Here is a 26104-nt window from a genome sequence, read left to right as displayed (position 1 = left end):
CGAGCTCCCAATGACGCTCGTATGGGAGAGCCCGCAACAAGCTTGCGCCAGGTGTTGTAGCTAATCCCAAATTGTGCGTTGAGCGCCTCATCTGTCCGCCCAGTCAGTAGACGCTCCATGGTCTTCACCATCGCGGGTTCGAAAACTACCATTCCCCTGTTTGCATTTCTGGCAAGCATTATCGAAACCCTCAACCTATCGCCCCGCTACCTTACCAAGTTACAGGAAGCGAACGAAGGCCATGAACCAACTGCTCATTCTTGAAATCCAGTGCCTCAAAGGCGGCAGCAAGTTTCAGCTCAGGAAACCGCTTGAAAACCGTGCCAAACACCACCTCCAATTCCATCCGCGCCAGCGACTGACCGAGGCATTGATGAATGCCGAAGGAAAACGCCATGTGGTTGGAAGCGTCTCGTTCCACGTCGAAACATTCGGGATGGGGATAGACTGCCGGGTCGTGATTGGCGGCCGTGATCAGGGCATAAACCCCCTCCCCCTTGCGGATCAGATGGCCTCCAATTTCGACATCTGCGGTGGCGACCCGCGCCGAATTATACTGCACGATCGAATTGAAGCGCAGCATTTCATCAACCGCGCGGGAAACCGTGTCGGGTTGTTCCTTGAGCTTCGCGAGTTGATCCGGGTTGCGTAGCAGCGTGACGATTCCAAGCGTAATCTGATTGGTGGTCGTTTCATGACCCGCAAGGTAAAGCAGGGACACCATGCTGATCGCCGCCTGATGGGGAAGATGCCCTGGCAAAATCTGATCGATGACTAGACGACTGAGCAGATCTTCGCCATTACCCGGATTGGCCTCTCTCTCGCGCAGGATCTGATCGATGATGATGCCCATCTGGCGTGCAGCCTCGGCTGGGACGGAAGGGTCGGCCGTAATGTCGTTCTTCTGCGCGCCGAACGCTTCCATGTCGCGATGGTATTGGGCAGGGACACCAAGCATCAACGAGATCACGATTGAAGGCAGAGGACCAGCGAGGGCGGTGACCAAGTCTGCCGGTTGCCCTACCGCCTCCATCTTGTCGAGCAGGTCATCCAGCACCGCCTGCACCCGGGGCCGCAGCTCCTGCATCCGCTTGAAAGTGAATTCCTTGGTGATCATCCGGCGATAGAAGCCATGATCAGGCGGGTCCATCGTGATGAAGCTCTGATAGGCTTCCAGCGCCGAGGCGCGCGCCGGAGACAATGTCGGATAGCCCGGGGTGCTGGGGACCGCGCTGAAATGCGGGCTCGACAGCAACTCGCGGACCTCCTGCCAGCGGGTGAAGGCCCATGCCGTCTCGCCGTTCCAGAGCCTGACGCGCTGCGGCCCTGCTTCCGAACGCATCGCTTCATATTCCGGCGGCGGGGACAAGGGCCCTGCCGAGCGAGCAAGCGGGAACGGGCATCGCGCCATCTGCTCAGTGCCGATATCGTCTGGCTGCATGAGACTTCACCTCAACTGTTCGAACTTTGGACCGGATCAGCCCTTGATGGAGAAGGAAATCGCGATCGAGCGTGCACGCTGTAGCAACTTATAGGCAACGCCAGGCGATGTGGCGATGGTTGAGCCCGATGCAATCACCTTGGAGTTACCGAGATTCTTGCCGATCACCGCAATCTCCCACCGACGATCGTCCGGGCCCAGACCGAAACGCAGGTCGAACTGCGTGTAACTATCCTGACGCACGATCGGATCATCCGTCGGCCCCAGATAATAGCTCGACGAGTAGAAGAGATTGGGGTCGAGCCGCGCCGTCACGTTCCCGCTTACCGGCACCGTGACCGTTGCACCAATGCTGCCGGAATATTTCGGAGCGAAGGGCGTGGGCCGACCAGACAGATCCTGCACGCAGGTGGAACCAACCGTCGCAATCTGCAACGCAGTGCATGCAGCGTTGCGATAATCCTTGAAATAGGAGTCGATATAGGCGCCCGCGGCATTGATCGAGAGAAATTCGGCGGGCTTGAACGACAGGCTCATTTCCGCCCCCTTCGATACCGACGAGGCCGCGTTGCCGACCGTCGTGATATTCGCTCCGGTCGGTCCGATCGTCGTCAACGACTGCTGAAGCCCCTTATAATCGAGGTAGAACAGATCGAAGGTGAAGAACAGCTTACGGTCAAGCGCCGAACCCTTGATGCCGACTTCGTAGGAATCGACATTCTCGGAGTCGAACTGGGCAGGTCCATTTCCATCGCTATAGCCGCCCGCCTTGAAACCTTTGACATAAGCGGCGTAGGCCGTGATCTGCGGCAGGAGATCATATTGCAGACTGACCGACGGCATCAGCTTGCTATAGGTCGTATGCGGATCTGTAAAACCGGCGGCGCTGCCGCCCGCCAGGGGAATGATCTTGGCTTGCGTTGCGGCATCCAGCGGCTGGAAATCGGCGGGATCCGCAACTGGGCCACCGATCCCGACGATGAAGGAACGCGACGCGTCCTTTTTGACGCTCGTGTACCGCAGGCCCGCATTGGCCTTGAACTGGTCCGTGATCTTTGCGGTCAATTGCCCAAAGACGGACCGCGTCTGGTCCTTCTGGAACAGGTTGCGGTTCGTGCCGATGGGTGTAGCGGAGCTGGTCACAGGGGCACCGGCGGCACCGATCGAAGGTGCTCCGAATAGTGAGGAGAAGCTGCGGCTTTGCAACTTGCCGTGCGAATAATAGGCGCCCCCCACCCACTGGAGCCAGCTGTCATTGGCGGACTCGATGCGCAGTTCCTGAGCGTAATTCCTGTATGTCTCATTCTGGCTGAACGGGGAATAATAGAAGCCCGCCACGCCCCTCACCGGTATCGGCGTCGCATTCAGGAACGTGCGCGATTTCTGATAGCTGTAACTGGAAATCGAATTGATGGTCACGCCATCAAGCTCGAGCCGGTTGGTCCACGCAACCTCGGTCATGTTAAGACGGAATGCCGAAGGTCCTGCCAGTGACTTGAAATCAAGTTCATTGTCGATGACGCCGCCATTCTGGTTGAGATACACCAGGCAGGGCCCACGTGCAGCCGGGAAGCCGGACGGAGGCGGGCATCCGGTAATTTCCGCGCTATAGGTGCCACGATCGCGATTGCGGGCATAGTCGACGCGAATATCCGACTGGAAGGTAGAGGACGGCTTCCATTTCAACGCGACCCGGCCGACCATGTCGCGCAGGTGAGGCTCGTCGAGCTTCAGATTTTCATTGCGGGTATATCCGTTCATGCCGGAAAACTGGATGGCGGCGCGGGCCGAGAGCGTATCGCTCAGAGGACCGGTCGCTCCCGCCTGGAGCAGATATTGACCATCGGAAGGCGAATAGAGCGCCTGCGCATCATAGCCGAACGTTTCCGTTGGCTTCTTCGTCGTAATGTTGATGGCGCCCGCAACAGTATTGTTGCCGAAGAAGGTCGTTTGCGGGCCGTTCAATATTTCGACGCGTTCAATATCGAACAGACCGGCCTGAATCGACCGGGAACGACCACGATAGACGCCGTCGACGAAAGTTCCGACCGACTGTTCGAAGCCGGCATTCAGGCCCGAACCCACACCGCGAATGTGAATGTGGTTGGCCTGCGGGTCGGTGCTGAGCTTGATACCGGGCGTGCGGGTGGACAGATCAACGAGATCGGTGGTTCCGCGCTTCTGCAAAGTATCGCCGGTCGTGACGTTCACCGAGATCGGCACATCCTGCAGCCGCTGTTCTCGGCGTTGCGCCGTGACCACGATGTCGGCTGCTGCGCCGCGTTCAGCCTGCGGCTCTTGAACCGGCGAACTTTCCTGCGCGTTAGCCGTCCCGGCCATAGCCGCCATGGCGACCGAAGAAATGAGTATGATCCGGCGATGCGAATTCATGTTTATCCTCCCCAGTGTGACGGCCCTGTATGAGCCGTTCTTCAGCTGTCCTCTTGCCCTTACAGCTTCTCTTGGGAGGCTTCTGTATTCCAATATGTTTTACCTGTGCATTTAGACTGATTACATCTACCTTCCGCCTTCGGTGTCGATGGGCCCCCTCTCACCGTGCGACGCTGCCACCGTCAATAGGCAGGGCTACGCCATTGACGAAGGAAGAGGCATCGGAGCAAAGCCAGAGGACTGCTGCGGCAATTTCCTCGGGCAAGGCGGCCCGCTGCATGGGATTGGCCATCGTGGCTTTTTCATCGAACCCGACGCCGAAACGCTCGCGGGTCAGAGGCGTATCGACCAGGCCCGGGCAGATCGCGTTCACACGAACGCCCTTTGACCCAAATTCAACCGCTGCCGCTTTGGTAAGACCCACAACCCCATGTTTGGCCGCGCCATAGACAGCGTCGGTGGGAACACCGCGCAAGCCGGAACGGGAGGCGTTGTTCACGATGCTGCCTCCGCCGTTCGCGATCATATGATCGAGTTGCGCCTGCATGCAGAGCCATACGCCTTGCAGGTTGACGGACATGATCGCATCCCAATTTTCCTGGGTGGAGGTCAGCAGACTGCGTGAACCATCGACGATGCCCGCATTGTTGAAGGCGCAATCAATCTTGCCGAAGTCCGCCACAGCCTGTTTCATCATATCCGCGACCGAGGCCCGTTCACCCACATCGACAGGGATAAAACCGGCTTGCCCTTGCAGAGCCTTGATTTCCTTGGCGACAGCCTCACCTGCGGCTGCAGATCTTTCAGCGATGATGACCGCCGCCCCGGCCCGCGCAAGTGCGAGGCATGCGGCACGCCCAATGCCCGATCCGCCGCCTGTTACAAGTGCGGTTTTTCCGATCATGTTCATCAGCCTATCCCCCTTGCCTCCAGCGCCGTCACAATCCTTTTATGTTCCGAAGCGGTCACCCGAAAAAAGAGGACCATCACCGCCGAAATCGTCGCGAGACAGGCCGGAGCGAGGCAGATCACGGCCCAGAGGCGCCCCAGCGTCGCGGCCGACTGAGTCTCATTCACGATCAGGCCGCTCCAGTCGAGCAGCAGTCCCAACAGACCACCTCCAATAGCGGTCCCGGCCTTGTTCGCCAGCGACAGAAAGCCAAACGAATAGGATTCCGCCCTCGCCCCCAGCTTCCAGTCGCCATAATCGACAGCATCAGCGGTCATGGCGTAGAAATTGACGATAACCGCGCTTTTACCGGCGCCAATGACAAAATAAGCCAGCAGAATGGGCAGGGGGCCGACGATCCCGAACATATAGATCGAACCAAAGGCAGCAGCCATGATCAGACATCCCGTCGTCCAGATCATGGCCTTGCTGGTCATCTTGATCGCCGCGCTCCATAGCGGCGGCATCATTATTCCACCGACCCCTATGGCCACTACGGCGAATTTGGCTTCCTCCGGCCTCCGCAGCACATATTTGAAGAAATAGATGACGCCACTGTTCATCAGCATATAGCCGGCGAAGAACAATAATGTCGACGCAAGGACAAGTCGCATCTGATCGTTGCGGAAGATCAAAGCAATGGCCGGGATCAGTTCGCCCGTATCATCATTGCCGCCGCCTGCCCTTTCCCGGGTCGCCAGTGCGGAATAGAGTACGGAAGCCCCCGCGACGACGCCAAAGATCGCACCGAACATCATGAAACCCCGCGCTGGATCCGCGCCTCCCAGTTTTTCAACCGTACCGATGCCCAGATAGGCCGCAGCCATGAGACCGAGATTATTGGCGACCGCCTTCCATGCACCAATCTCGGACCGTTCGTCGGCATCGGACGACAAGCGGCCGATCAGCGCAGAATGCGGCGCCAGCGTAAAGGCATAGCAGACCCGGTAGCAAAGATGGGTCGCGGCCGCATAAAGCCACAACAGGCTCGGCGGCAGTTCCGGTCGGCTAAACATCAGGGCGAAAAAGATCGCGAGCGGCGCGGAAACACCGATCAGGAGCGGCCGGTATCGTCCAAGAGGGCTGCGATGATGGTTCGCCACCCAGGCCGCAAAGACGCTAGCAAAGGCATCGGCAAAGGTGCCCAGGAACACGATCCCGCCCGCCGCAGCCGGTGGGATGTGCAGGATGTCGGTGTAGAAATAGAGCAGCAGGACCGACACGCTGGTCTGCACCATGCTGATTCCGAACAGCCCCGCGCTATAGCCGAACCTCATGGAGAGGGGAACGCGCGCTGCCCCCCTGGCGAATCCAGCCATCTTCTTCCCCTCTCCATTTGCGGCGATCATGCCATGGACGCCGCCGCGGCGATCACGGCATTATTTTCGGATCAGACGCGCCGCCAGTTCCCGCATCGTGTCAGTCAATGCCGAAACATCCGCATGATCTTCCAGCGTATCGATTGCCGCAGTCATGCGATCCGCCAGCGCCCGCAATTCGTTGCTGTCGCCCTCGGCCCGATCATCAAGGCCCAGCATGACATGGAACTTCTGAACGATCTGCTCATCCGTGAAGATTGTCCCCTCCGACCAGGGATCGCCGATCGACATATCGGCGGTGCCGCTGAACACCTGCCCGCGGGCATGGACATCGACCCCGCCCGGCACGCCGCGCCACTGGCCGCCCGTCATCCATTCGCCGATATTGGCCGACGTCGGTTCCGGTTCAACCACCACCTTTTCCCGGAACGCCATGATCGCCGGATCGCGCAGGGTTGCATCCTCATACCAGCGCGGCCCCGCAGGCACATCATGCGCGAGCGCCGCCATGGCATGGGCATGGCTGAATTCGGCGGACAACATGTCCTGCGGGTGCTGGTCGCGGAAGATGCGCGTCAGGGCAAAGGGATTGGCCCGCACCACGATCCGTTCGATTTCATCGGCCCTCAGCGCATTTTCGCGCCTTATTCCGGCAAAGGCGGTGAGCGGATGATGAATCCACCGGCAGCAGGGCCACGGCTTGTAGGTGGTGTTGAGAATCTGCCAGTCCTCACCGAGCTTGCCCAGCAACGCTGCGTCATCATGGCTGGGCGAACCATACCAGCGCCAGAAGGCATTTTCGCCGTCGAGGATATCGAGGAAACCAGTGCTGCCCATGCCGGCCAGCATCGCAGCAGAAACGCCCACCTCGGCGCACCATCCCGCATCGGCATATTTATACATGGGCTGCTGCGGCGATTCCGCCCATTTGCGCAAGGTCGGCTGCGGCGAATTGGCGCCGGCGATACCGAAGGCATGATTGGTCTGCTCCGGGGTGAGACCGGCCGCACTCACCGACGCGCCGACCGCCGCCCACGCCATGGTCGCGGCAGGCCCGCCCAGTTCGTTCCAGCCGATGACTTCACCATTCTCGATCTGCATGGGCGGCCCCATCCAGCTGCCGATCCGCGCGCCGACATCGAAGCCCACCGCGATCGCCTTGAGCAGATCGGCGCCGGTCTTGCCGCCATCCTCCACCAGAGCTAGCGCGGAAAACACCGTGGCGTTGCCGAAATGCGTAGACGTCGGGAAAGTGTCGTCGGCATCGAGGATATTTGCTAGACGAGCATTGCTATAGGCCGCTGCCGTTACCGAGCTGCGCTGGGGCAGACCAATCACGGTTGCCCTTTCCTTGCCGCCCAGCGCATCTGCATAGGCGAGGGAGATCGAGCCGCTTGGCGTGTTGATCGCCCCGATGGCGCAGCCGATGGTGTCAAGCAGCAGGCGCTTGGCTTCACGCACGACAGGCGCGGGCAATGCTTCGAAATCGGTCGTCGCCGCGAAGCGGGCAAGCGTCTTGGTCAGTTCGGTCATTCTATTCTTCTCCATGCAGCCTGACTTCAAGCGGCCGGTTTGTTCCATACGGGATTGCTTCCTTTCGCACCCCGTATCACAGGCAATCGCATCGCACCGACATTTTCGATCAGGATGTCAAGCACATCGCCATCTTCGATCGGACCGACGCCGGCCGGCGTGCCGGTCGCGATGATGTCGCCGGGGAAGAGCGTCATGACACTGGAGGCCATGGCGATCATGTTGGGAATATCCACGATCAGATTAGCGGTATTGGCCGCCTGGCGCACCTCGCCGTTGATCCGCAGCTCCAGCGCAATATTGGACGGGTCCGCAATTTCGTCCGCAGTCATGATCCATGGGCCAACCGGGCAGAAGCTGTCGAAGGACTTGCGCATGACGCGCTCTTCCTTGCCGCGGATGACCACGTCGACCAGGCAGGAATAACCCAAAATATGGTCAAGCGCCCGGTCGACCGGAATGTCGCGGCCGCCCTTGCCGATGATGATCGCCATTTCGCACTCATGATGGATTTCGCGATCGGGGACAGCAGGCAGTTCGATCGGATCGGCGGGGCCGGACAAGCTGGAATTAGCTTTCAGGAAAAAGCCTTGCCCGCCATTTTTGAAGGTCGAGATCAGACCGTCCTTCATCTCCGCGATATGCTCATGATAATTGGCCGGGAAAGCGATGACCTTGTTCGGCCATGGCACCGGCGTTTCGAGCCTTACATTGGCGAGGGGAATGCGTGGCCCGGACGCAAGCAAGCGCTCAAGCTCCCCGCGCCGCGCACCGAATTCCGCGATGAAGCGCAACATTTCCGTCGGCGGCCAGGCGGCCGGTCCCGTGGGCGCTGGGCTGATTTCCACTATCTCCTCGCCGACGATCAGCCCGATCCGCTGGCCATCGAAGCTCGCAATTTTCATTCATACTCTCCACGATGACATGATCGCCTTGGTCCCCATCATCGACGGCAGGGGCCCGTTGTTGGAAATATGAAATTCGTCTGGTTTCATAGGGTCGCCGCACCGGGTCCGCGATGGCCCCGGCGAGCCCATTCTGATAGGAGCGGGCTGAGAGGAGACATCATGGCCGCGTTGGACGGACTGAAGATCATTGACCTGACCCATATGGTCGCCGGCCCGCTCTGCACCATGCTGCTGGCGGATCTGGGCGCGGACGTCGTCAAGATCGAGCCTGCGCATGGCGACACGTCGCGCCATCTGGGCGAGCCAATCGCCGGGGAGGATACGGACTATTTCCTCGCCTATAACCGCAACAAGCGCAGCATCGTGCTGGACCTCAAAAATGCTGGCGACTTGGAGATGCTGCGCCAGATGATCGACGGCGCCGACATGGTGGTGGAAAATTTCCGCGCTGGCACGATGGAACGGCTCGGCATCGGCTATGATCTGCTGCGCCAGACGAATCCGGGGCTGATCTATTGTTCGGTCAGCGGCTATGGCCCGGAAAGCGAGGTTGCGCATCGCCCTGCCGTCGATCCGGTAATACAGGCGCTATCCGGCATCATGCAGCTCACCGGCTCACCCGAAAGCGGCCCGCTCAAGACCGGCTTTCCGCTCGGCGACTATGTCGCCCCCCTTTTTGCCACCATCGGCGTGCTGTCCGCGCTCAGGGAGCGCGACCGGACCGGGACTGGACAGCGGGTCGACATTTCCATGTTCGAGGCGATGGTCTTTTCCCTGCTGCCACGCGAAGGCACTTTCTTCGCCAAGGGGCGCGAGCCGGTCCTGCGCGGCAATGCCCACGGCCAGATGGTTCCGGCAAACAGCTATTTTACGTCCGACGGACGCCAGATCTATGTGTTCATCCACAGCGACAAATTCTGGGGTTCGCTCACCGACATGCTTGGCGTGGAAGAGCTGAAGGGCGGCGCCTTCGCAACCAACGCGATGCGCATCACCCGTCGCGAGGAGGTCGACCGGCTGATCGCGGGCGCCTTTGCCGCACATCCCCTCGATTACTGGAATGAGCGGATCGATCGCTTCTCGGTCCCAGCCGGAGCGATTCGCACCTTTCCGGAGGTCTTTGCCGATCCGCTGGTCCATGACCACATGATCGAAAGCTTTCAGCATCGCTCCGGCGAACCGGTTCATCTTCTGCGAAGCCCGATCAGGCTGGATGGCGCGCATCCGGCAATACGTCGGCCGCCTCCCGTACTGGGTGAACATCAGTCGGAGATATTGCAGGAGTTGATGGGGCGCCTTCACCCATGACATATGCAAATCGTCTTGGTCCATAGGATGAGCGCGACACCATAACGCCGCGGTCGGACAAGAGCTTATTCCGGCTGGAGAATGGCATCCGGTATCGTATGAGTTCAGCAACATGACCCCTTTTCCCCGCTGGGACGGGCTGGACATTCTGGCTCCCATCGCTGTCGAGCCTGTTGGACAGGATCGTTTCTCCAACCGCGTTGCCCAGACAAACACATTCGGCTGGATGTTCGGCGGGCAATGCATGGGGCTAGCCATGGCCGCCGCCTGCCGGACGGTCGATGACATGCTCGTGCATGCAGCGTCAGGCTTCTTTCTTCGGCGAGGTCCCGTCAATCAGGCGACGCGCATTCAAGTAACCCGCACCTTCGACGGCGGCAGCTTTTGCGCGCGCGATGTCGCCCTCATAACCCAGAATGAAGCCATCTTTCGTGCGCAGGCCTCCTTTCAGCGGCCGGAAGTCGGGCCAGCCTATAGCGACGCGATGCCGGATGTCGAACCGCCGCAAAGGCTGCTCAATCTCCAGCAATTGCAGGAAAGCGGCGACCATCGAATCATAAGCGGCCTTGCGCGCCGCATCTCGGTGCCCAAATCGGTCGATCTTCGCCCCATCTCGCCCCGTGGCTATGCGACCGGCGAGGAGGCGGGAAGCCGCGCTGCCTGGATGCGCATCCCTTCCCTGCCTTCCATCTGCCAGAATGAGCAACACGCACTCCTCGCCTATCTTTCCGATTACTGGCTGGCGGGAACGGCGGCAAACCGGCAGGAGCCGGAAAGCATCGGCACCCGATTGCTCATGAGCAGCCTCAATCAGACGATATGGTATTTTGGCGCGTTCGATCTGGCGGACTGGGTGCTGTTCAAGGCCAGCGCCCCCGTCGCCGCAAGCGGGCGCGCCATCGCACGAACTGATGTCTTCACCCGCTCAGGGGCGCTCATAGCATCGACCGTCCAGGAGGTCCTCATTCGCGAAACGAACGCACCTAGAGCTTGCGCCAGCCTATGAGGCAGGCCGCATTTCGGGGGCCCTTTTCCATTGCCCTTTTCCGGCCGCTCTGGGCGATCGCCCTGACCGCCAACATCTGCACACTGACGCAGACGGTCGCCGCGGCCTGGACCATGGCCGCAGTGGGATCCCCGGCGCAGGTCGCGTCCGTGCAGACGGCGCTCACTCTGCCTATCATGCTGCTGGCCATCATCGCGGGCGCTCTGGCAGACCATGCTGGCCCGCCGCGCATCATCGCGACCGCTTTCGGCCTCATGTTCCTGTCGGCGGTGGCACTGACCCTATGGGCGGGCAGCCATCATGTTTCTCCGCCCGTGCTGCTGGGGGCCTGCTTCCTGTTCGGATGCGGGACTGCCCTGCTCAATCCCACGCTAACCTCCACGGTCGGCGAATATATTCCCGCCGCCATCCTTCCCGAAGGGCTGGCCGCGATCGGCATTGCCAATAACCTCGCCCGCTGCGTGGGTCCGGCTCTGGGAGGATTGCTGGTCGCTTCCGCAGGTCCGACGGCCACCTATGGGCTCAACGCCGTGGCCGCTCTGACGATGATGATCGTAGCGGCCAAATCATTGAAGCAAAGCCGGTCCGCTGCGACCGGCCATCTGTCCGATGCCATAGTGGACGGGTTCAAGCTGATAGGCCGATCACGCCCCTTGCGCATCGTCCTGTCCCGCAGTTTCGCCTATTCCGCATCCTCCAGCGCCATCTGGGCGCTCATGCCGCTTGTCGCCCGCAACCAGTTGCAGGGCGATGCGAAAGCCTATGGCCTGCTGATGAGCGGCCTTGGCATAGGCGCCATTCTGTTCGCCCTTCGCGTCCGCGCCTTTCGCATGCGGCTGGGAATGGAAGGCATGGTCCGCTGGTTCACCGGCGCCGGCGCAGTCGCGCTCGTCATTCTCCCATATCTGCACAGCCTCCTGCTAGCGTTTCCCGCACTATTGCTGCTGGGCGCCAGTTATACAGGCGTCCTGACCGTCTGGAGCGCGACCGCGCAATTGAGCGCTCCGCGCTATCTCGCCGGACGGGCCGTGGGATCGTTTCATACAGCACTTTTTGGCGGCATGGCGATTGGCAGCTGGTTCTGGGGCCATATGACTCAGGCGTTCGGCCTTCCGGCCGTTCTCACTCTCTCCGGCATCGCTCTTGCGCTGACGCTGATCACGGGGTTCCGCTGGCCGGTTCCCACGATCGAGCCGGAATAACCGGGAAGCGCAAATATCCGCTCTGCCCGCTCATGTATCTGGAAAGCATATTGGCCCATATGCTGAGGCACGATGTAATCCTCACAATGCAGACCGTAGAGGCGCAGGAGCCATAAGGGCTTGTCAGGCGCAACGAAGAGGGGATTATGCAGACACATACCCAAGTTTTGATCGTTGGCGCCGGCCCCGTTGGCCTCGCCCTGGCCGGGGACCTTGCCCAGCGCGGCACGCATTGCTGGCTCGTCGAGCGGACGGATGGCGCGATCAGCCAGCCCAAGATGGACATGGTCGGCATTCGCACCATGGAGTTCGCGCGTCGCTGGGGCATCGCTGATTGGGTACGCAACTCGCCCTATCCCCGCGATTATCCGCAGGACAATGTCTATCTTGAATCGCTGACTGGCTTCGAATTCGGGCGCGAGGTGGTGCCGAGCAAAAATGCGGAACCCCTGCCCCCCAGAGCCCGGAAAAGCGCGAACGCTGCCCGCAGGATATGTTCGATCCGATCATGCAACGCTTCGTGCAGCAATATTCGCAAGTCAGCATGAAATATCGCACGCTTGTGACGGCCGTGAAGGAATATTCGGACAAGGTCGTGGCCTCGCTCCGCGATCTGGAGACAAACGAAGAATATGACGTCAGCTGCGACTATCTGGTGGGCGCAGACGGCGGCGCCAGCTTTGTGCGTGAACAGGTCGGCATCGGCATGTCCGGCAAGCCCGTCCTCACCCATACAGTCAATATAATCTTCCGGTCGACCGAGCTTCCCAAGCTGCACGATAAGGGCCTTGCCTATCGCTTCATCTTCATCGGGCCGGAAGGAACCTGGCTCACCATTGTCGCCATCAACGGCAAGGATCGGTGGCGCATGTCGATCGTTGGCGACGAGCAGAAGCGCGAATATTCCGAGGCGGAACTCCACGACCTCATCGTGCGTGCCGTCGGATGCGAATTCAACTACGAGATCGAATCCACCATGCCCTGGGTTCGGCGCGAACTGATCGCGGATCATTACGGCACGAAACGCGTGTTCATCGCCGGTGACGCCGCGCACCTCATGTCGCCCACGGGGGGATTTGGGATGAACACCGGTATCGGCGATGCGGTCGATCTTTCCTGGAAACTCAACGGCGCGCTTGCGGGATGGGGCGGTCCTGACCTGCTCGCCTCTTATGAAGCCGAGCGCCAGCCGGTCGCCCAGCACAATATCGCTGAATCCAGCGGCAACCTCAAACTGATGCTCGAACCCCGGAAAACACCACCGCCCGCCGAAATTTTCATGCCGGGGGCGCAACATGACGAAGCGCGGGCGCGCTACGGCAAATGGTATGGCGATATGATGAAGCGCGAATGGTACACCATCGGCATTCATATGGGCTATATCTATGCGACGTCGCCGGTCATCGTGCCGGATGGCAGCCCAATACCGCAGCAGGAAACGGCGAGCTACGTCCAGACGAGCACGCCGGGCGCACGCGCGCCGCATGTCTGGCTGAAGGACGGTCAATCCACGCTCGATCTTTTCGGGGAAGGCTTTGTGCTGCTCAGGCTCGGCGCTGAAGCCCCTGACGCGGCACCCTTTGTCGAGGCCGCGGCACGCGCCAAGCTGCCCCTGAAGGTCATCTCGATCGATGAGCCGGCCGTGATCGATGCTTATGAACGCAAGCTGGTTCTGGTCCGGCCCGATGGCCATTGCTGCTGGCGCGGCGATGAAGTTCCGGCCGACGCCGCACGGATCATCGACGTCGTGCGCGGTGCGGGACGCGAGCATACCCAATCGGCAAGTGCCGCGGCCTGAGAGGCTTCCACCATGGCGACGAATCCGCAAAACAGCCCTCCCGACGGCTATTTCGATCGGCTCGAGGCGCATGGCTTTTCTCCCGGCTGGGCGAAACGCGAGCCGCAGATGTGGGGCGAACCGCGACGGCGCTTCGTCCCCACGGTCTGGAGATATAAGGAGGCGCTGGAGGCGCTGACCCGCGCGACGGAGTTCGTCTCGACAGAGTTCGCCGAACGGCGAAATCTCATCTTGGTAAACCCTGTCGAAAACAACATCTACCCGACCTGTCGGCATCTGGTGGCGGCGTATCAACTGGTGCTGCCGGGCGAAACGGCCCGGTCGCATCGCCATTCGCCCAATGCCCTGCGGCTGGTGCTGGACGCCACGGAAGGCGTCTATACGCTGGTCGACGGCATACGCGTGGACATGGCGCCGGGTGATGTTGTGCTGACGCCGCAATGGCATTGGCATGGCCATGCCAATTACAGCGACACGCCAGCCTTCTGGATCGATTTTCTCGACGTGCCGCTGGTCCAGAATCTGGAGAATATGTTCTTCGAACATCATCCCGACACGCTTGAGGCGGTCAAGGGTGAGGAGCCGGATTCCGATCTGCGGTTCAGAGGCGGAGCGTTGAAGGACAAGGCATCGCAAGAGGGCGATCATCGGTTCGGGCAGGCCCAAATGCCGACGATCGCGCTCCATGCGATCAGCCTCAGCCAGGGCCAAAGGCAGGATCATGCCGCGGCGATCGACAACAGCATCTTCGCCGTTACCGCCGGGGAAATCACGGTCGATGTCGAAACGCTGGGAACCATGAGCATGACCCGTGGCGACGTCCTCGTCGTGCCGAGCTGGTATGCCTATTCGCTGCAAGGCGGCGCGGGCGGCGCCACTTTACTGCGGGTCACCGATACCCCCGTTTTCGAGAAACTCGGATTCCGGGACGTGCGGACATAAGGAACAGCGCCGGGGGAGACCACCCCTTAGCTGGAGGTCTGCCGCCCCATCCCGATGGCGGCAGACCTTATACATTCCAACAGCCATCGGACAGCGGGCTTTTCCCGATAGTCCGCATGGGCAAGGCTCTGGATCACGAGCGGAGCGGACTTGTAAGGCGGCTCCGCCCGGAGCAGTCCGAAGGTCTCACCGAAGCGGTTGACCGCGCTTTCCGGCACAAGACAAACGGCATCGCTGCGGGAAACCGCCGCCATCCCTGCCAGGGAATCGGGCACGAAAGTGATCACACGCCGCCGCAGGCCTGCATCCAGCAACGCCTCCTCCAGCGAAGCGATGCCGTTCTGGATCACCAACCGCTCCAGCCCCTGTCGCACATCGAAGCTTTCCACCGTGTTTTTCGCCTGGCTATCGATATGGATGTCGATGTGCGGCAGACGAGAAAGCACCTCTATCGTCAGCCTTTTCGCGGCCGCAGGATGATCGCGGCGCATGACCCATACATAGCTGTCGCGCAATATTTCCTCTGCGACGAAACGCGGCGGCGTCCTGCGGAAATGACCCAGCGCCACGTCAAGAGCCCCACTGTCGAGATCATCCACGACGCTGTTGTAGATCAGGCGAAGGTCCAGCCGCGCATTGGGCGCGCGCCGGGCGACGTCCGCCACCAGTTCGGGCAGCAAAACCGTCGAGAGATAGGGTACGCAGGCAACCGCAAAGGTCCGGTCGGTAGCGGCCGGATCGAAATCGGGCGGCGCGATGACCTCCGCCAGTTGAGGCAGCAGCACGCGCAATTGCGCAGCGACGGCATGCGCCCTCGGGGTCGGCAGCATGCCGCGTGGGCCTCGGGTAAAAAGTTCGTCTCCCATCATGGTACGGATCCGCCTCAACGCATGGCTGACAGCGGAAGGCGTGATGAATAGCCGCTCCGCCGCGCGGGAGACGGAACGTTCCTCATACAGCGCTTCAAAAAGACGGAAAAGATTGAGGTCAACCCGGTCGATATTCGCCATTTCATCGTCTCGTTGGATTTGAATCAAATTCACATTCTTCGGTCTTCGTTATCACTAGACCTCACAAGCTTGACGATCAAGAATGGCGATGAGCAGCATGGGATGCTGCGTAAAGAAAGCGGCACGACATTCGGTCCGAATGATCATGTCCATCAGGAGAGAACAGGCTGCCAGCCACGCATCTCCTGGTCATAACGAACTTGAGATGGAGTAGGCATGACGCAATCAGTCGCCATTGTTACTGGCTCGAACGGCAAGACCGGTCAGGCCATTTTGAGCGCGCTTTCAGAAGCGGGCTATAAGGTCGTTGGCCTGGACGTCGCCAGTGAAGGCCTTGGTGGGTATGCCTACCGGCGGTGCGACGTCACCCGCCATGAGGATATCGTCGCAGCCGTCGCGGCGGTTGAAGAAGAGTTCGGCACGATTCGCGTGCTCGTCAACAACGCCGGCGTCTGGCACGGCAAGACCTTCTTCGACATCCGCCCAGAAGATTATGACCTGACCTATAATGTGAACACGCGCGGCCCCTTCTTCCTCTCGCAGGAAGTTGCCAAGCGCCTGATCGCGGCAGGCGGCGGCGGCGTAATCGTCAACCTCGCCTCGATCGTCGCTGGAGCCGGCAGCGGCGTCACCGATTATGGCGGTTCGAAGGCGGCGATCGTCAATTTCACCAAGAGCATCGCCAAGCCGTTGGGCGCGCACGGCATCCGCGTCGTCGGCGTCTCGCCGGGCACGATCAACACCGCCATGGGCGAAGCTGTGCCGGCGGAAATCCGCAATAAGCTGATCGCGTCGAGCGCGCTGCAACGCGCGGCTGACCCGGAAGAAATTGCTTCGGTGATCGCATGGATGGTCAGCCCCGGAGCCGGCTATGTCACCGGTGCGACGCTGGACGTCAACGGCGGGCTGTAAGGAGAAGATCATGTCGACCGCCGATAGCCTCGACCTTCCGCAATTTCCGGCGCAGCGCGGCTGCCCGTTCGACCCGCCTCCCCTTTACGGGGAGGCGCGCGATGCCGGCAAGCCGCTTTCGATGCAGCTGTTCAACGGCCAGAAAATCTGGGTGTTTACCAGCTTCGCCGATGTTCGCGCCGTGCTGGCGGATAATCGCTTCAGCACGGTGCCGACCACGCCCGGTTTCCCCATGCAATCCGAAGCGCGCAACGCCGTGCTACAACTGCCGCCGACCTTCATCCGCATGGATCCGCCTGATCATGGCCGGCTGCGGCGGATGTTCACCAAGGAGTTCATGGTCAAGCGGATCGACGCCATGCGTCCGCGCATCCTGGCGCTGATCGAGGATCTTTACGCGCAACTGGAGGCCAAGGGACCACCCTTCGAAATGGTGGAAGATTTTGCCCTTCCGCTGACCTCCACCGTCATTTCCGAATTCCTCGGCGTGCCTGTCAGCGACCGGGAGTTTTTCCAGGAGCAAAGCCGCCTCAAGGTTCTGATGGATGTCGATCCGATCATCCCGCAGGACGCGTCGCAAAAGCTGATCGATTATTTTGACGGCCTTTTGCGGGAGAAGGCGAAAAATCCTCATGCCAATGACGATCTGCTGAGCCGCCTGATCATCGAACAGGTGGAACCCGGCAATCTGTCGCATGACGATGCGGTTCTTCATGCGGACCTTCTGACCATGGCCGGTCATGAAACCACGGCCAATCAGATCGTGCTGGGAACGCTGAACCTGCTTCAGAACCCCGATCAGAAGGGGCTGCTGCTGAACGATCCGGCCTTGCTCAAGGGCGCAGTCGACGAAATGCTGCGCTACAACAGCATCGTGCAGTTCAATGGCGCTCGTATCGCGCTGGAGGATGTCGACGTCAACGGCCAGCTGGTGCGCAAGGGCGAAGGCGTATTCGCCTTAATCGCGCCTGCCAACCGCGATCCCAAGGCCTTTGAATGCCCGGATCGCTTCGACATTACCCGCGCACCCGACAACCATCTGGCTTTCAGTTACGGCATTCACCAGTGCCTGGGGCAGCCGTTGGCGCGCGCAGAGCTGCAATCGGTTTTCGGCACGCTATTTCAGCGTTTTCCCACGCTGGCGCTCGCCGTCCCGTTCGAGGAACTGGAGTTCAAGGGAGACCATTTTGTCTACGGCCTCGAAGCGCTGCCGTTGACCTGGTGAGCCCAAAAAGCAGAGGGTAGACATGAAAATCCATATCAGACAGGATCTGTGCGTCGGCGCCGGGCTGTGCGTCCTTTCCAGCGCTCAGGTTTTCGACCAGCGGGAGGAGGACGGGGTCGTCGTCCTGCTTCAGGACAACCCACCCCCCGAACTGTACGATGCGGTGCGCGGTGCGGCCCGCAAATGCCCTTCGCTCGCGATCATCGTCGAAGAGGACGAACCGACGGGGGCGGCCGCTGCATGAGCGACGTCGTCATCATCGGTGCGGGGCAGGCGGGCTTACAGCTTGCCTCTTCCCTGCGCGAAAATGGCTTTGCCGGCTCGATCACCATGGTCGGTGACGAGGTGCATCCGCCCTACCAGCGCCCGCCCTTGTCCAAAGCCTTTCTTGCCGGGTCGGCGCCGGAATCCATGCTTTTCATGCAGGAACCGAAATTCTTCGCGGATCACGCGATCGATTTCCGGGGCGAGGCACCGGTCGAGACGATCGACCGGGAATTGAAGCAGGTCAATCTTCGCTCCGGCGCGTTCCTGCCCTATTCGCATCTCATCATTGCGACCGGCACCCGCAACCGCGCATTGCCCTGCGTCGAAGGCCAGACATCGGGCGTCGTATCGCTGCGCACCATCGAGGATGCCAAGGCGTTGATGCAAGGGCTGGCACGGGCAACGAAGCTGGTGGTCATCGGCGCGGGCTTCCTGGGCCTGGAGGCCGCTTCCATCGCGTGCGACGCAAAAATCGATGTTCGCGTCATCGAAGCCGGCAGCCGTGCCCTGGGCCGTGTGGTCAGCGCTCCGGTTTCCGAGGCGGTGCAGGCGGCGCATGAGGCACGCGGCGTGACCTTCTCGTTCAATGAGGCGGTAGTCGCGCTTCATTCCACCGATGGCCATGTCAGCAGCGTCGAACTGGGATCGGGCGAGCGCATCGCCGCAGACCTCGTTCTTGTGTCGATCGGCGTGGTGCCGAACAGTGAGCTTGCCGCCGCCTGCGGGCTGACCGTTCATAACGGGATCGTGGTGAATGAGCTTCTGCTGACCGAAGATCCCGCTATCTCTTCGATCGGCGACTGCGCGGCCTTCCCCTTCGCGGCGGATGACAACCGCATGGTCCGTCTCGAGTCGGTGCAAAACGCGGTCGATCAGGCGCGCTGCGTGGCCGATCGGTTGACCGGCAAGGTTGCAACTTATGATCAGGTGCCGACTTTCTGGAGCGATCAGGCGGGCCTGCGATTGCAAATGGCAGGTCTGGCGCGGGGCGATGAGGATGTCGTTGTGCGTTGCGATCCGGCGACGGGCAATTTTTCCGCCTATTGCTACCGGGGGGACACGCTGGTCGCCGTGGAGTCGGTGAGCCGCCTCCCGGATCATATGCAGGCGCGCAAGCTCCTTCGCATGAAGATCAGTCCGACGCGCGAGCAGGTCGGCGATCCGGCCTTCGATCTCAAACAACTCGTCAACAAGGAGACTGCCGCGTGAATGCACGCCTGTCCGAACGCAAAGTCATCGTCACCGGCGCGGCCCAGGGTATGGGCCGCGCCATCGCAGTGCAGGCGGCCCGCGAAAGCGCCGCTTTCGTCACCATTGCGGATGTGAAGGAAGAAGCAGGCGAAGAGACTGCCGAACTCGTGCGGCGGGAAGGCGCGAAAGCGCTGTTCGTCAGGACCGACCTGCGTGACGGCGGCGCGATCAAGGCCATGATCGATCGGACGGCGGAGCAAGCGGGCGGCATCGACGTGCTGGTCAACAATGCCGGCATCACCGACGATGCGGTGGCGAAAAGGGTCGAGACGATCGAGACGCTGACCGAGGAAATCTGGGACACGGTCATGGACGTCAATCTGAAGGCGACCTGGCTGGCGATGAAATATGCCACGCCCTATCTCAAGCGCTCCTCCCTTTCCCCCGCTGTCGTCAACGGCGCATCGGTCGCAAGCTCGGTCGCTTATCCCGGCCTTCCCACCTATGGTCCCAGCAAAGCGGCGGTCGCCCTGCTGACCCAGGGGGCCGCGATCGATCTTGCCCCCTATGGCATACGCTGCAACGCCTATGCACCGGGCGCGATCGACACGCCGATGCTCTCGCACAGTCTGGAATCCTTTGAAGATCGCGAAGCGGCAGCCAAGCGGCTCTGGGGACCGCATCTCATTCAAAGGCTGGGGACGCCGGAGGAAGTGGCCCTGCTGGTCTGCTTCCTCGCTTCAGCGGAGGCATCTTTTTCGACGGGCGCTGTTTTCCGCGTGGACGGCGGCACCCTCGCCTGGCGTGGCGTACATTGAAACAGGCTCCGGCTGGCTATCAGACCAGCCGGAGCACCCGGCCTCAGTCGTCATGCACCACAATGGCCAGCGTCGGACACAACCGCGCGGCCGCGATCGCGGCGTCGCGCCGATCTTCAGGCGCATCGTCGCGGACCAGATAGACGATCCCGTCATCTTCATTCTGCTCGAAAAGGTCCGGCGCAGCGACGACGCACTGACCGACGCCGATGCACTTTTCAGGGAAAATCTCGATACGCATTCCAAACTCCTCTCGTCGCGCCTTTTCGGCTCGCGACTGAGGGTGTGGCAAAGCTCATTTTGATTCAAGTGACGTTTCATCCACTACAAGATGAATCCTATTCACAAATGCGCCAGTTGTGACGTCATTTGAAGCAAACGAAAATCATATTGTTTCCAACGAGGCCATGCAGCGTACGTCTGAGCCAAGCTTGATATCATCAGGAGAGATTGACATGAGTTTCCACGAGCGGATCAACGCCCCCGCGCGCGCCTTCCTCGAAAAACAGCACCAGCTCATCATCAACGGGAAGGCCGTGGAAAGCCGCTCGGGCAAACGGCTCGATATCATCGATCCTGGCAACGGCAATGTCATTGCGACATCGGCAGCCGGGACCGCCGAAGATGTCGACCTGGCAGTAGCAGCCGCGCGCCGCGCCTTTGAAGGCGACTGGGCCAAGGTCAAGCCGAACCAGCGCGCGCGCCTGATGATCCGTTATGCGGAACTGATCGAGGCGCATGGCGACGAACTGGCGCAGCTCGAATCTATCAACTCCGGAAAGCCGCTGACCTTCTGCCGCAACGCCGACATTCCCAATGTCAGCGAGATGTTCCGCTACATGGCGGGCTGGGCGACCAAGATCGAGGGCACCTCGCCCAACGTGTCCCTGCCCGGCGAATGGGCGGCCTACACGCTTCGGGAACCGGTCGGGGTGGTTGGCCAGATCCTGCCGTGGAATTTTCCGCTCAACCTTTTCTCCTGGAAGGTCGCGCCTGCGCTCGCAAGTGGTTGCACAATCGTCCTGAAGCCGGCCGAACTGACGCCGCTGACGGCGCTGCGCATGGCCGAACTGGCGCTTGAGGCGGGCATTCCGGCGGGCGTCCTCAACATCGTCACCGGCTGCGGCAACCCCGTGGGCGCGGCGATCTCCGAACATGCGGGAATCGACAAGGTTTCCTTCACCGGTTCGACCGAAACCGGCAAGAAAATCCTTCACGCCGCCACCGGCAATCTGAAGCGGGTGACGCTGGAACTCGGCGGCAAGTCGCCGGTCATCGTGTTCCCCGACGCCGATCTCGATGCGGCCGCCGCTGGTGCCGCGCGCGCCATCTTCTTCCACGCCGGGCAGGTCTGCGCCGCCGGGTCGCGGCTCTTTGCCCATGAAGCGATTCATGACGATCTGGTGGACCGCATCGCCGCCATCGCGTCGAAGATGAAGGTCGGCTACGGGCTGGACGATGATTCCGATCTGGGTCCGGTCATTTCTCAGACCCAGCTTGACCGTGTCACCGGCTATCTGGTCGCCGGCCAGGAGCAGGGCGCCCAGGTCCGCGTCGGCGGCAAGCGCGTGGGCGATCGCGGCTATTTCATCGAACCGACCATCCTTACCGGAACCCGGCCCGGCATGTCCGTCGTCGACGAAGAAATTTTCGGCCCGGTCCTCTCGACCATGACCTTCAGGGACGATGACGATCTGGACGTCATTGCGGCCCGCGCCAATGCCTCGCCCTATGGCCTGTCGGCGAGCGTGTGGACCAGCGACGTGCGGATCGCCCATCGTCTGGCCCGGCGGATCAAGTCGGGCGCGGTGGGCGTGAATGTCCATTCGGCCGCCGATGCGTCGCTGCCCTATGGCGGCTTCAAGCAGTCCGGCTGGGGGCGCGAGCGCGGCTTCGACGCCATCGAATCCTACACCGAGGTCAAGGCTATCACGCTCAACCTGAATTGAGAGTGGCGACGATGTCCACCGGCGGGCCTGTAGAAAGATTATGGAATAGCCGACCGTTCGCTCTGCTTTGGGTAGCGACGGTCGCATCCAATCTTGGCACCCAGATCCAGTCGGTGGCGTCGGCCTGGCTGATGACGGACATCGGCTCGTCCGCGCAAGTCGCGCTGATCCAGTCTTTGATATCCTTTCCCCTGATGATCTTCGCCCTGCCTACCGGAGTGCTGGCCGATGTCTTTGATCGCTGGCGTCTGATCGCCTTCGCCTATCTCCTTATGTTCGCGGCCGCTCTGGCGGCAATGGTTGCGGGCCTCGGCCAGGCGATGACACCTTTGCTGCTGCTGCTGCTGTGCGGCCTGTTCGGGGCGGGGCAAGCCTTTTTCGGCCCCACATCCATGGCCGCGGTCAGGGATAGCGTGCCGCCCGCGATGATCGCCGCCGGTGTAGCTTCTCTGGCCGTCGCCTTCAATCTCGCCCGCTGTCTGGGGCCGGCGCTGGGCGGCGGGCTGGTCGCGGGCGGCAGCGTCAATTGGGCCTTTGGCGTCAATGCGGGCATGTGTGGCATGGTTTTGCTGCTGTTGCTTGTCGCGCCGCGCCCGCCGGTCGAACGAAAAATTCAACGCCAGTCCTTTGGTTCACTTCTAGCCGAAGGGCTGCGCTACGCAATTGGCGACCAGGACATGCGCGCGATCGCGCTGCGGATGTTCGCCTATACCGCTTGCGCCAGCCCGATCTGGGCGCTCCTGCCCCTTCTGGCGCGAGTGCAATTGCGCGGAACCGCCCTGACCTATGGCATCACCATGAGCGCGCTTGGCATTGGCGCGCTCGCCATTTCCTTTGGTATCCGGCCCTTGCTGGAGCGCTACCCGCGCGAGACGATCTTTCGCTGGAGCACATCAATCACCGCAGTCGCGCTGCTGACATTGCCGTTGGCGACGCACTGGATGGTCGCCACGGTTCAGCTGTTCGCCGCTGGCGCCGCCTGGGTCGCGTCGCTTACCATCTGCAACATCGCGGCGCAGGCGACCGCCCCCGCTCCGATGGTCGGCAGAGCGATCGGCATCTTCTATTCATCCATCTTCGGCGGGCTGACCCTTGGCAGCGCCCTATTTGGCCATATCGTCGAAATAGGCTCGCTCAGGGGCGCCTTCCTGCTCTCCGGCGGGCTTGTCTTTCTCACGCTGATCGCAGGCACCCGTTGGCCGGTGCCGGTCGGATCAGCGCCTCCCCCATCGTTCGAACCCAGTGAGGCCCCATGCACATGACGATCCAGAACAAGACTGAGCCGGCCTGGTATCGGTGGTATATCCTTGCCGTTCTGGTCAGCGTCTATGCCTTCAGCTATATCGACCGTCAGATCGTCACAGTGCTGGCTCCGTTTCTGAAGCACGATCTCGGCGTGTCCGATGCCCAGCTCGGCATTCTCTACGGCACCACGTTCGCGCTCTTTTACGGGCTTTTCGGCATCGCCCTTGCTCGCCTGGCGGATGGCTGGAGCCGCGTGCGCACGCTGGCGTTGGGCCTGTCCTTCTGGTCGGTCATGACGGCGCTGTCCGGCGCGGCAGGCAGCTTCGCGCAACTTGGCCTCGCTCGCGTGGGCGTCGGGGTCGGGGAAGCCAGTTCGACGCCAGCCGCCGTCTCGATCCTGGGCGACTATTTTGAAAAGTCGCAGCGGGCGACAGTGCTCGGCCTCTATTCGATCGGCGTCTATGTCGGCGCTGGTCTTTCGCTGGTGATCGGCGGATCGGTCGTCGCCTTCTGGCAGTCTCATTTCCCCGATCGCGCCCTTGCTCCTTTTGGCCTTGCGGGCTGGCAGGCCGCGTTCATGGCGGTGGGCGTTCCCGGCCTGCTTCTCGCCCTGCTGATCGTCCTGACGATCCGGGAACCTGTGCGCGGACGACTGGAAGGCGTTGTCCATATGGGCGACCCCAAGCCGTTCCGTAGCGCTCTTAGGGAAGCCTCCGCCATGCTGCCGCCGTGGAATGTCCTGCGCCTCGCGCGCGAAGGCTATCCCCGGCGCGAGATCGTCAAGAATCTGACCTGGCTCGCGGTCGCGGCCATCTTCTGCTTTTTCATCGTCCGCTTTACCGACGGGCTTTTGACGCCGGAGCGACGCCCCGTCGTGGGCCATGTGGCGGGGCTGGAGATCACCAGCAACGTAATCCAGTGGGTGGCGATGTCGATCGCCTTCTATGCGGTTGCCAGCTGGTTCCAGTCGCTCCGCCTGCGCGATACCGAAGCAGCGAGCATGCTGACCTCCTCGCGCACATTCCGCGCGCTGACCCTCGCCGGGGGATTTCTCGCCTTCGGGATGAACGCTACGACGGGCTTTGTCTTCGTCTATGCCAACCGTTATCTGGGCTTCACCGCCGCCAGCGGCCTCCAGCTTGGTGCCGTCGCGGCTATCTGCGGTGGCCTCGGCATCACCGTCAGCGGCTATCTGGCCGACTTTGCGCGACGCCGGATGGCCACCGGACGTCTGTGGTTTACCTGCCTCACGGCTGCCATCTTCACTCTAGCCAGCCTGGTTCAGTTCACGACGCAGAACATTCCACTCTTCTATGCCGCGTTCGCAGTTTCCACCTTCTTCGTGCCGATGTGGTTTGCCCCCAACCAGGCGACGACCCAGGATCTTGTAACGCCACGACTGCGTGGTACCGCCTTCGCCATGTATTCGCTCGGCGCCAACATATTAGGCCTTGGCCTTGGCCCCTATACGGTCGGCCTGATCAGCGACGCGACCGGAGATCTGCGCTTCGCCATATTGTGCGCGCTGGGGACACTTCCTTTCGCCATATTGGCGCTGGTCTACGCAGCACGGCACCTTGAAAGCGACGAGCGTGTCGCGCAACGCGCGGCTTTGGGAATGGCCTGACAGTCCCCAAAAGCCAAAAAATCGCGCGCAAAGCCAAGCTGGTTTTGCGCGCGATCAGTTCATAACGACATAGAGCAAGCTCGATCCATGAGCCACAGCGCCGCAATGCTCAGCTTGCAGGGCGCCTTATGAAAATGTTCGGATGGAGCGGGAGCATTATCTCCGCCTGCTTGCGCGCCGCGTCGATGAAGTGATCGAGCAGAGGCGACTCCGCATCCTTTCTGGTCGCCAAGGCAAAGGTGATGCCGACCGTCTCGTCCTGGAGCGGGCGATAGACGACGCCAGTTGTCTGCATCAGCTCCATGATCGCAGGAACAATCGAGACGCCCAGTCCGGCCGCTACCAGACATACCGCCGTGTGCATGTCGGAAACCTCATGCGCGATGTTCGGCTCCAACTCATTGGTATCGAACACGTCCAGCACGCGGTCGGAATAGCCGCGCTGCGGTCCGCGCGCGACAGCGACCAGCGGCCGGTTGGCAATTTCCGACAGGCTGATGCTATCGCCAAATTCGTCGGCCATGCTCGCCGGTATCGCGACGGTCAGCCGCTCCCGGTACAGGATTTCGGTATGAATATCGCGCTGGTGGATCGGACCACGCAGCAGGCCGATCTCGATCACCCCTTCGTTCAGACCCGCGATCTGCTGCGCGATCGTCATTTCGGTTAGGTTGATCTCCGCATTGGGAACGCGGACGCTGAAATCGCGCAACACAGCGGGCAGGAAGGAATAAACGGCCGAATAGATCGCGCCCACGCGCAGATTGGCGCGCGCGCCCCGCTCGACCATATGGACTGCGGCCTCCGCGGCGGCGGCGGCGTTGATGACCCGATGCGCATAATCGACCAGCACCTCGCCCGCAGGCGTCAGGCGGACGTTGCGCTTCTCGCGGATAAAAAGCTGCGTGCGCAAATCCTGCTCAAGGCTGAGGATCTGCTGGCTGAGCGGCGGCTGCGCTATGCCGACCTTTTCGGCGGCGCGGGTAAAATTCAATTCCTGCGCGACGGCAAGAAAATAGCGAAGCTGCCTGATATTCATGGCAGTGTTATAGACGCTGCTCAT

At 61.3% G+C, this 26104-nt stretch carries 23 protein-coding genes; 14 read left to right on the top strand and 9 right to left on the bottom strand.

The genetic code is table 11. From position 1 onward, the window contains the following. Positions 1-211: 211 nt before the first annotated feature. The 6 genes from HUK72_RS16480 to HUK72_RS16455 form a co-directional block, all read right to left on the bottom strand. On the bottom strand, positions 212-1441 hold the full coding sequence (locus HUK72_RS16480; RefSeq protein WP_218036152.1) for a cytochrome P450: 1230 nt from the start codon (positions 1439-1441) through the stop codon (positions 212-214). 36 nt (positions 1442-1477) lie between these two features. Next, positions 1478-3832, bottom strand: a complete 2355-nt coding sequence (locus tag HUK72_RS16475) for a TonB-dependent receptor (protein ID WP_176597914.1) — start codon at positions 3830-3832, stop codon at positions 1478-1480. A 160-nt stretch (positions 3833-3992) separates the two neighbouring features. Further along, on the bottom strand, positions 3993-4742 hold the full coding sequence (locus tag HUK72_RS16470; protein WP_176597913.1) for an SDR family NAD(P)-dependent oxidoreductase: 750 nt from the start codon (positions 4740-4742) through the stop codon (positions 3993-3995). Then, a complete protein-coding gene (locus HUK72_RS16465; protein WP_218036151.1) occupies positions 4742-6058 on the bottom strand; it encodes an MFS transporter in 1317 nt (438 codons plus the stop codon). Before HUK72_RS16465 ends, HUK72_RS16470 begins: the two co-directional genes overlap by 1 nt. A 102-nt stretch (positions 6059-6160) precedes the next feature. Next, positions 6161-7633, bottom strand: coding sequence for an MmgE/PrpD family protein (locus tag HUK72_RS16460; RefSeq protein ID WP_176597911.1), 1473 nt, complete (start codon positions 7631-7633; stop codon positions 6161-6163). A gap of 26 nt (positions 7634-7659) precedes the next feature. Next, positions 7660-8538, bottom strand: coding sequence for a fumarylacetoacetate hydrolase family protein (locus HUK72_RS16455; RefSeq protein WP_176597910.1), 879 nt, complete (start codon positions 8536-8538; stop codon positions 7660-7662). A gap of 162 nt (positions 8539-8700) precedes the next feature. On the opposite strand from HUK72_RS16455, the gene HUK72_RS16450 reads away from it, so the two are divergent. From HUK72_RS16450 to HUK72_RS16430, 6 genes are all read left to right on the top strand, one after another. Further along, positions 8701-9849 (top strand): CaiB/BaiF CoA-transferase family protein, encoded by a 1149-nt coding sequence (locus HUK72_RS16450; RefSeq protein ID WP_218036150.1) that lies wholly within the window; start codon positions 8701-8703, stop codon positions 9847-9849. Between the two features lie 112 nt (positions 9850-9961). Continuing rightward, positions 9962-10855 (top strand): acyl-CoA thioesterase II, encoded by an 894-nt coding sequence (locus HUK72_RS16445; protein WP_176597909.1) that lies wholly within the window; start codon positions 9962-9964, stop codon positions 10853-10855. Further along, the gene (locus HUK72_RS16440) at positions 10852-12057 is read left to right on the top strand and encodes an MFS transporter (RefSeq protein ID WP_176597908.1); all 1206 of its coding nucleotides are present in this window, start codon (positions 10852-10854) and stop codon (positions 12055-12057) included. The genes HUK72_RS16445 and HUK72_RS16440 overlap by 4 nt, the downstream gene beginning before the upstream one ends. 146 nt (positions 12058-12203) lie before the next feature. Beyond that, a complete protein-coding gene (locus HUK72_RS27015) occupies positions 12204-12605 on the top strand; it encodes an FAD-dependent monooxygenase (RefSeq protein ID WP_218036149.1) in 402 nt (133 codons plus the stop codon). Beyond that, positions 12551-13855, top strand: a complete 1305-nt coding sequence (locus tag HUK72_RS16435; RefSeq protein WP_218036148.1) for an FAD-dependent monooxygenase — start codon at positions 12551-12553, stop codon at positions 13853-13855. The genes HUK72_RS27015 and HUK72_RS16435 overlap by 55 nt, the downstream gene beginning before the upstream one ends. Before the next feature lie 12 nt (positions 13856-13867). Continuing rightward, a complete protein-coding gene (locus HUK72_RS16430) occupies positions 13868-14797 on the top strand; it encodes a cupin domain-containing protein (protein ID WP_176597907.1) in 930 nt (309 codons plus the stop codon). Between the two features lie 26 nt (positions 14798-14823). Here HUK72_RS16430 and HUK72_RS16425 read toward each other — a convergent pair whose 3' ends face one another. Further along, positions 14824-15807, bottom strand: a complete 984-nt coding sequence (locus HUK72_RS16425) for a LysR family transcriptional regulator (protein ID WP_176597906.1) — start codon at positions 15805-15807, stop codon at positions 14824-14826. Positions 15808-16023: 216 nt separating this feature from the next. Here HUK72_RS16425 and HUK72_RS16420 point away from each other — a divergent pair, with 216 nt between their 5' ends. From HUK72_RS16420 to HUK72_RS16400, 5 genes are read left to right on the top strand one after another with little or no spacing between them, the layout of a single operon-like run. Next, the gene (locus tag HUK72_RS16420; protein ID WP_176597905.1) at positions 16024-16719 is read left to right on the top strand and encodes an SDR family NAD(P)-dependent oxidoreductase; all 696 of its coding nucleotides are present in this window, start codon (positions 16024-16026) and stop codon (positions 16717-16719) included. Between the two features lie 10 nt (positions 16720-16729). Continuing rightward, entirely contained in the window at positions 16730-17944 is a 1215-nt protein-coding gene (locus HUK72_RS16415; protein WP_176597904.1) for a cytochrome P450, read from the top strand. A 22-nt stretch (positions 17945-17966) separates the two neighbouring features. Beyond that, a complete protein-coding gene (locus HUK72_RS16410; RefSeq protein WP_176597903.1) occupies positions 17967-18188 on the top strand; it encodes a ferredoxin in 222 nt (73 codons plus the stop codon). Next, positions 18185-19420, top strand: a complete 1236-nt coding sequence (locus tag HUK72_RS16405; RefSeq protein WP_176597902.1) for an NAD(P)/FAD-dependent oxidoreductase — start codon at positions 18185-18187, stop codon at positions 19418-19420. Before HUK72_RS16410 ends, HUK72_RS16405 begins: the two co-directional genes overlap by 4 nt. Further along, positions 19417-20220 (top strand): SDR family NAD(P)-dependent oxidoreductase, encoded by an 804-nt coding sequence (locus tag HUK72_RS16400; protein ID WP_369805998.1) that lies wholly within the window; start codon positions 19417-19419, stop codon positions 20218-20220. Before HUK72_RS16405 ends, HUK72_RS16400 begins: the two co-directional genes overlap by 4 nt. A 43-nt stretch (positions 20221-20263) precedes the next feature. On the opposite strand, the gene HUK72_RS16395 is transcribed toward HUK72_RS16400, so the two are convergent. After that, the gene (locus HUK72_RS16395; protein WP_176597901.1) at positions 20264-20461 is read right to left on the bottom strand and encodes a ferredoxin; all 198 of its coding nucleotides are present in this window, start codon (positions 20459-20461) and stop codon (positions 20264-20266) included. 214 nt (positions 20462-20675) lie between these two features. Here HUK72_RS16395 and HUK72_RS16390 point away from each other — a divergent pair, with 214 nt between their 5' ends. The 3 genes from HUK72_RS16390 to HUK72_RS16380 are packed head-to-tail and all read left to right on the top strand — an operon-like array spanning position 20676 to position 25041. Continuing rightward, on the top strand, positions 20676-22169 hold the full coding sequence (locus HUK72_RS16390; protein ID WP_176597900.1) for an aldehyde dehydrogenase family protein: 1494 nt from the start codon (positions 20676-20678) through the stop codon (positions 22167-22169). 11 nt (positions 22170-22180) lie between these two features. Next, positions 22181-23431, top strand: coding sequence for an MFS transporter (locus HUK72_RS16385; RefSeq protein WP_255325925.1), 1251 nt, complete (start codon positions 22181-22183; stop codon positions 23429-23431). Then, a complete protein-coding gene (locus HUK72_RS16380; RefSeq protein ID WP_255325831.1) occupies positions 23422-25041 on the top strand; it encodes an MFS transporter in 1620 nt (539 codons plus the stop codon). The genes HUK72_RS16385 and HUK72_RS16380 overlap by 10 nt, the downstream gene beginning before the upstream one ends. A gap of 109 nt (positions 25042-25150) precedes the next feature. On the opposite strand, the gene HUK72_RS16375 is transcribed toward HUK72_RS16380, so the two are convergent. Further along, on the bottom strand, positions 25151-26104 hold a 954-nt coding region (locus HUK72_RS16375), incomplete at its 5' end, for a LysR family transcriptional regulator (protein WP_218036147.1).

Origin of the sequence: Sphingobium sp. 15-1 (assembly GCF_013375535.1) — a bacterium.
GTDB classification, from domain to species: domain Bacteria; phylum Pseudomonadota; class Alphaproteobacteria; order Sphingomonadales; family Sphingomonadaceae; genus Sphingobium; species Sphingobium aromaticivastans.
Note: the sequence above shows the minus strand (reverse complement) of the source record. Positions and strands in the feature narration are given on the sequence as shown.

Bases quoted from the DNA above. Each gene is read 5' to 3' on its own strand.
- HUK72_RS16480 (WP_218036152.1), bottom strand. From the start codon at position 1,441: ATGCAGCCAGACGATATCGGCACTGAGCAGATGGCGCGATGCCCGTTC.
- HUK72_RS16450 (WP_218036150.1), top strand. From the start codon at position 8,701: ATGGCCGCGTTGGACGGACTGAAGATCATTGACCTGACCCATATGGTC.
- HUK72_RS27015 (WP_218036149.1), top strand. From the start codon at position 12,204: ATGCAGACACATACCCAAGTTTTGATCGTTGGCGCCGGCCCCGTTGGC.
- HUK72_RS16380 (WP_255325831.1), top strand. From the start codon at position 23,422: ATGCACATGACGATCCAGAACAAGACTGAGCCGGCCTGGTATCGGTGG.
- HUK72_RS16470 (WP_176597913.1), bottom strand. From the start codon at position 4,742: ATGAACATGATCGGAAAAACCGCACTTGTAACAGGCGGCGGATCGGGC.
- HUK72_RS16460 (WP_176597911.1), bottom strand. From the start codon at position 7,633: ATGACCGAACTGACCAAGACGCTTGCCCGCTTCGCGGCGACGACCGAT.
- HUK72_RS16385 (WP_255325925.1), top strand. From the start codon at position 22,181: ATGTCCACCGGCGGGCCTGTAGAAAGATTATGGAATAGCCGACCGTTC.
- HUK72_RS16455 (WP_176597910.1), bottom strand. From the start codon at position 8,538: ATGAAAATTGCGAGCTTCGATGGCCAGCGGATCGGGCTGATCGTCGGC.
- HUK72_RS16445 (WP_176597909.1), top strand. From the start codon at position 9,962: ATGACCCCTTTTCCCCGCTGGGACGGGCTGGACATTCTGGCTCCCATC.
- HUK72_RS16430 (WP_176597907.1), top strand. From the start codon at position 13,868: ATGGCGACGAATCCGCAAAACAGCCCTCCCGACGGCTATTTCGATCGG.
- HUK72_RS16420 (WP_176597905.1), top strand. From the start codon at position 16,024: ATGACGCAATCAGTCGCCATTGTTACTGGCTCGAACGGCAAGACCGGT.
- HUK72_RS16440 (WP_176597908.1), top strand. From the start codon at position 10,852: ATGAGGCAGGCCGCATTTCGGGGGCCCTTTTCCATTGCCCTTTTCCGG.
- HUK72_RS16465 (WP_218036151.1), bottom strand. From the start codon at position 6,058: ATGAGGTTCGGCTATAGCGCGGGGCTGTTCGGAATCAGCATGGTGCAG.
- HUK72_RS16390 (WP_176597900.1), top strand. From the start codon at position 20,676: ATGAGTTTCCACGAGCGGATCAACGCCCCCGCGCGCGCCTTCCTCGAA.
- HUK72_RS16415 (WP_176597904.1), top strand. From the start codon at position 16,730: ATGTCGACCGCCGATAGCCTCGACCTTCCGCAATTTCCGGCGCAGCGC.
- HUK72_RS16405 (WP_176597902.1), top strand. From the start codon at position 18,185: ATGAGCGACGTCGTCATCATCGGTGCGGGGCAGGCGGGCTTACAGCTT.
- HUK72_RS16475 (WP_176597914.1), bottom strand. From the start codon at position 3,832: ATGAATTCGCATCGCCGGATCATACTCATTTCTTCGGTCGCCATGGCG.
- HUK72_RS16395 (WP_176597901.1), bottom strand. From the start codon at position 20,461: ATGCGTATCGAGATTTTCCCTGAAAAGTGCATCGGCGTCGGTCAGTGC.
- HUK72_RS16435 (WP_218036148.1), top strand. From the start codon at position 12,551: ATGTTCGATCCGATCATGCAACGCTTCGTGCAGCAATATTCGCAAGTC.
- HUK72_RS16410 (WP_176597903.1), top strand. From the start codon at position 17,967: ATGAAAATCCATATCAGACAGGATCTGTGCGTCGGCGCCGGGCTGTGC.
- HUK72_RS16425 (WP_176597906.1), bottom strand. From the start codon at position 15,807: ATGGCGAATATCGACCGGGTTGACCTCAATCTTTTCCGTCTTTTTGAA.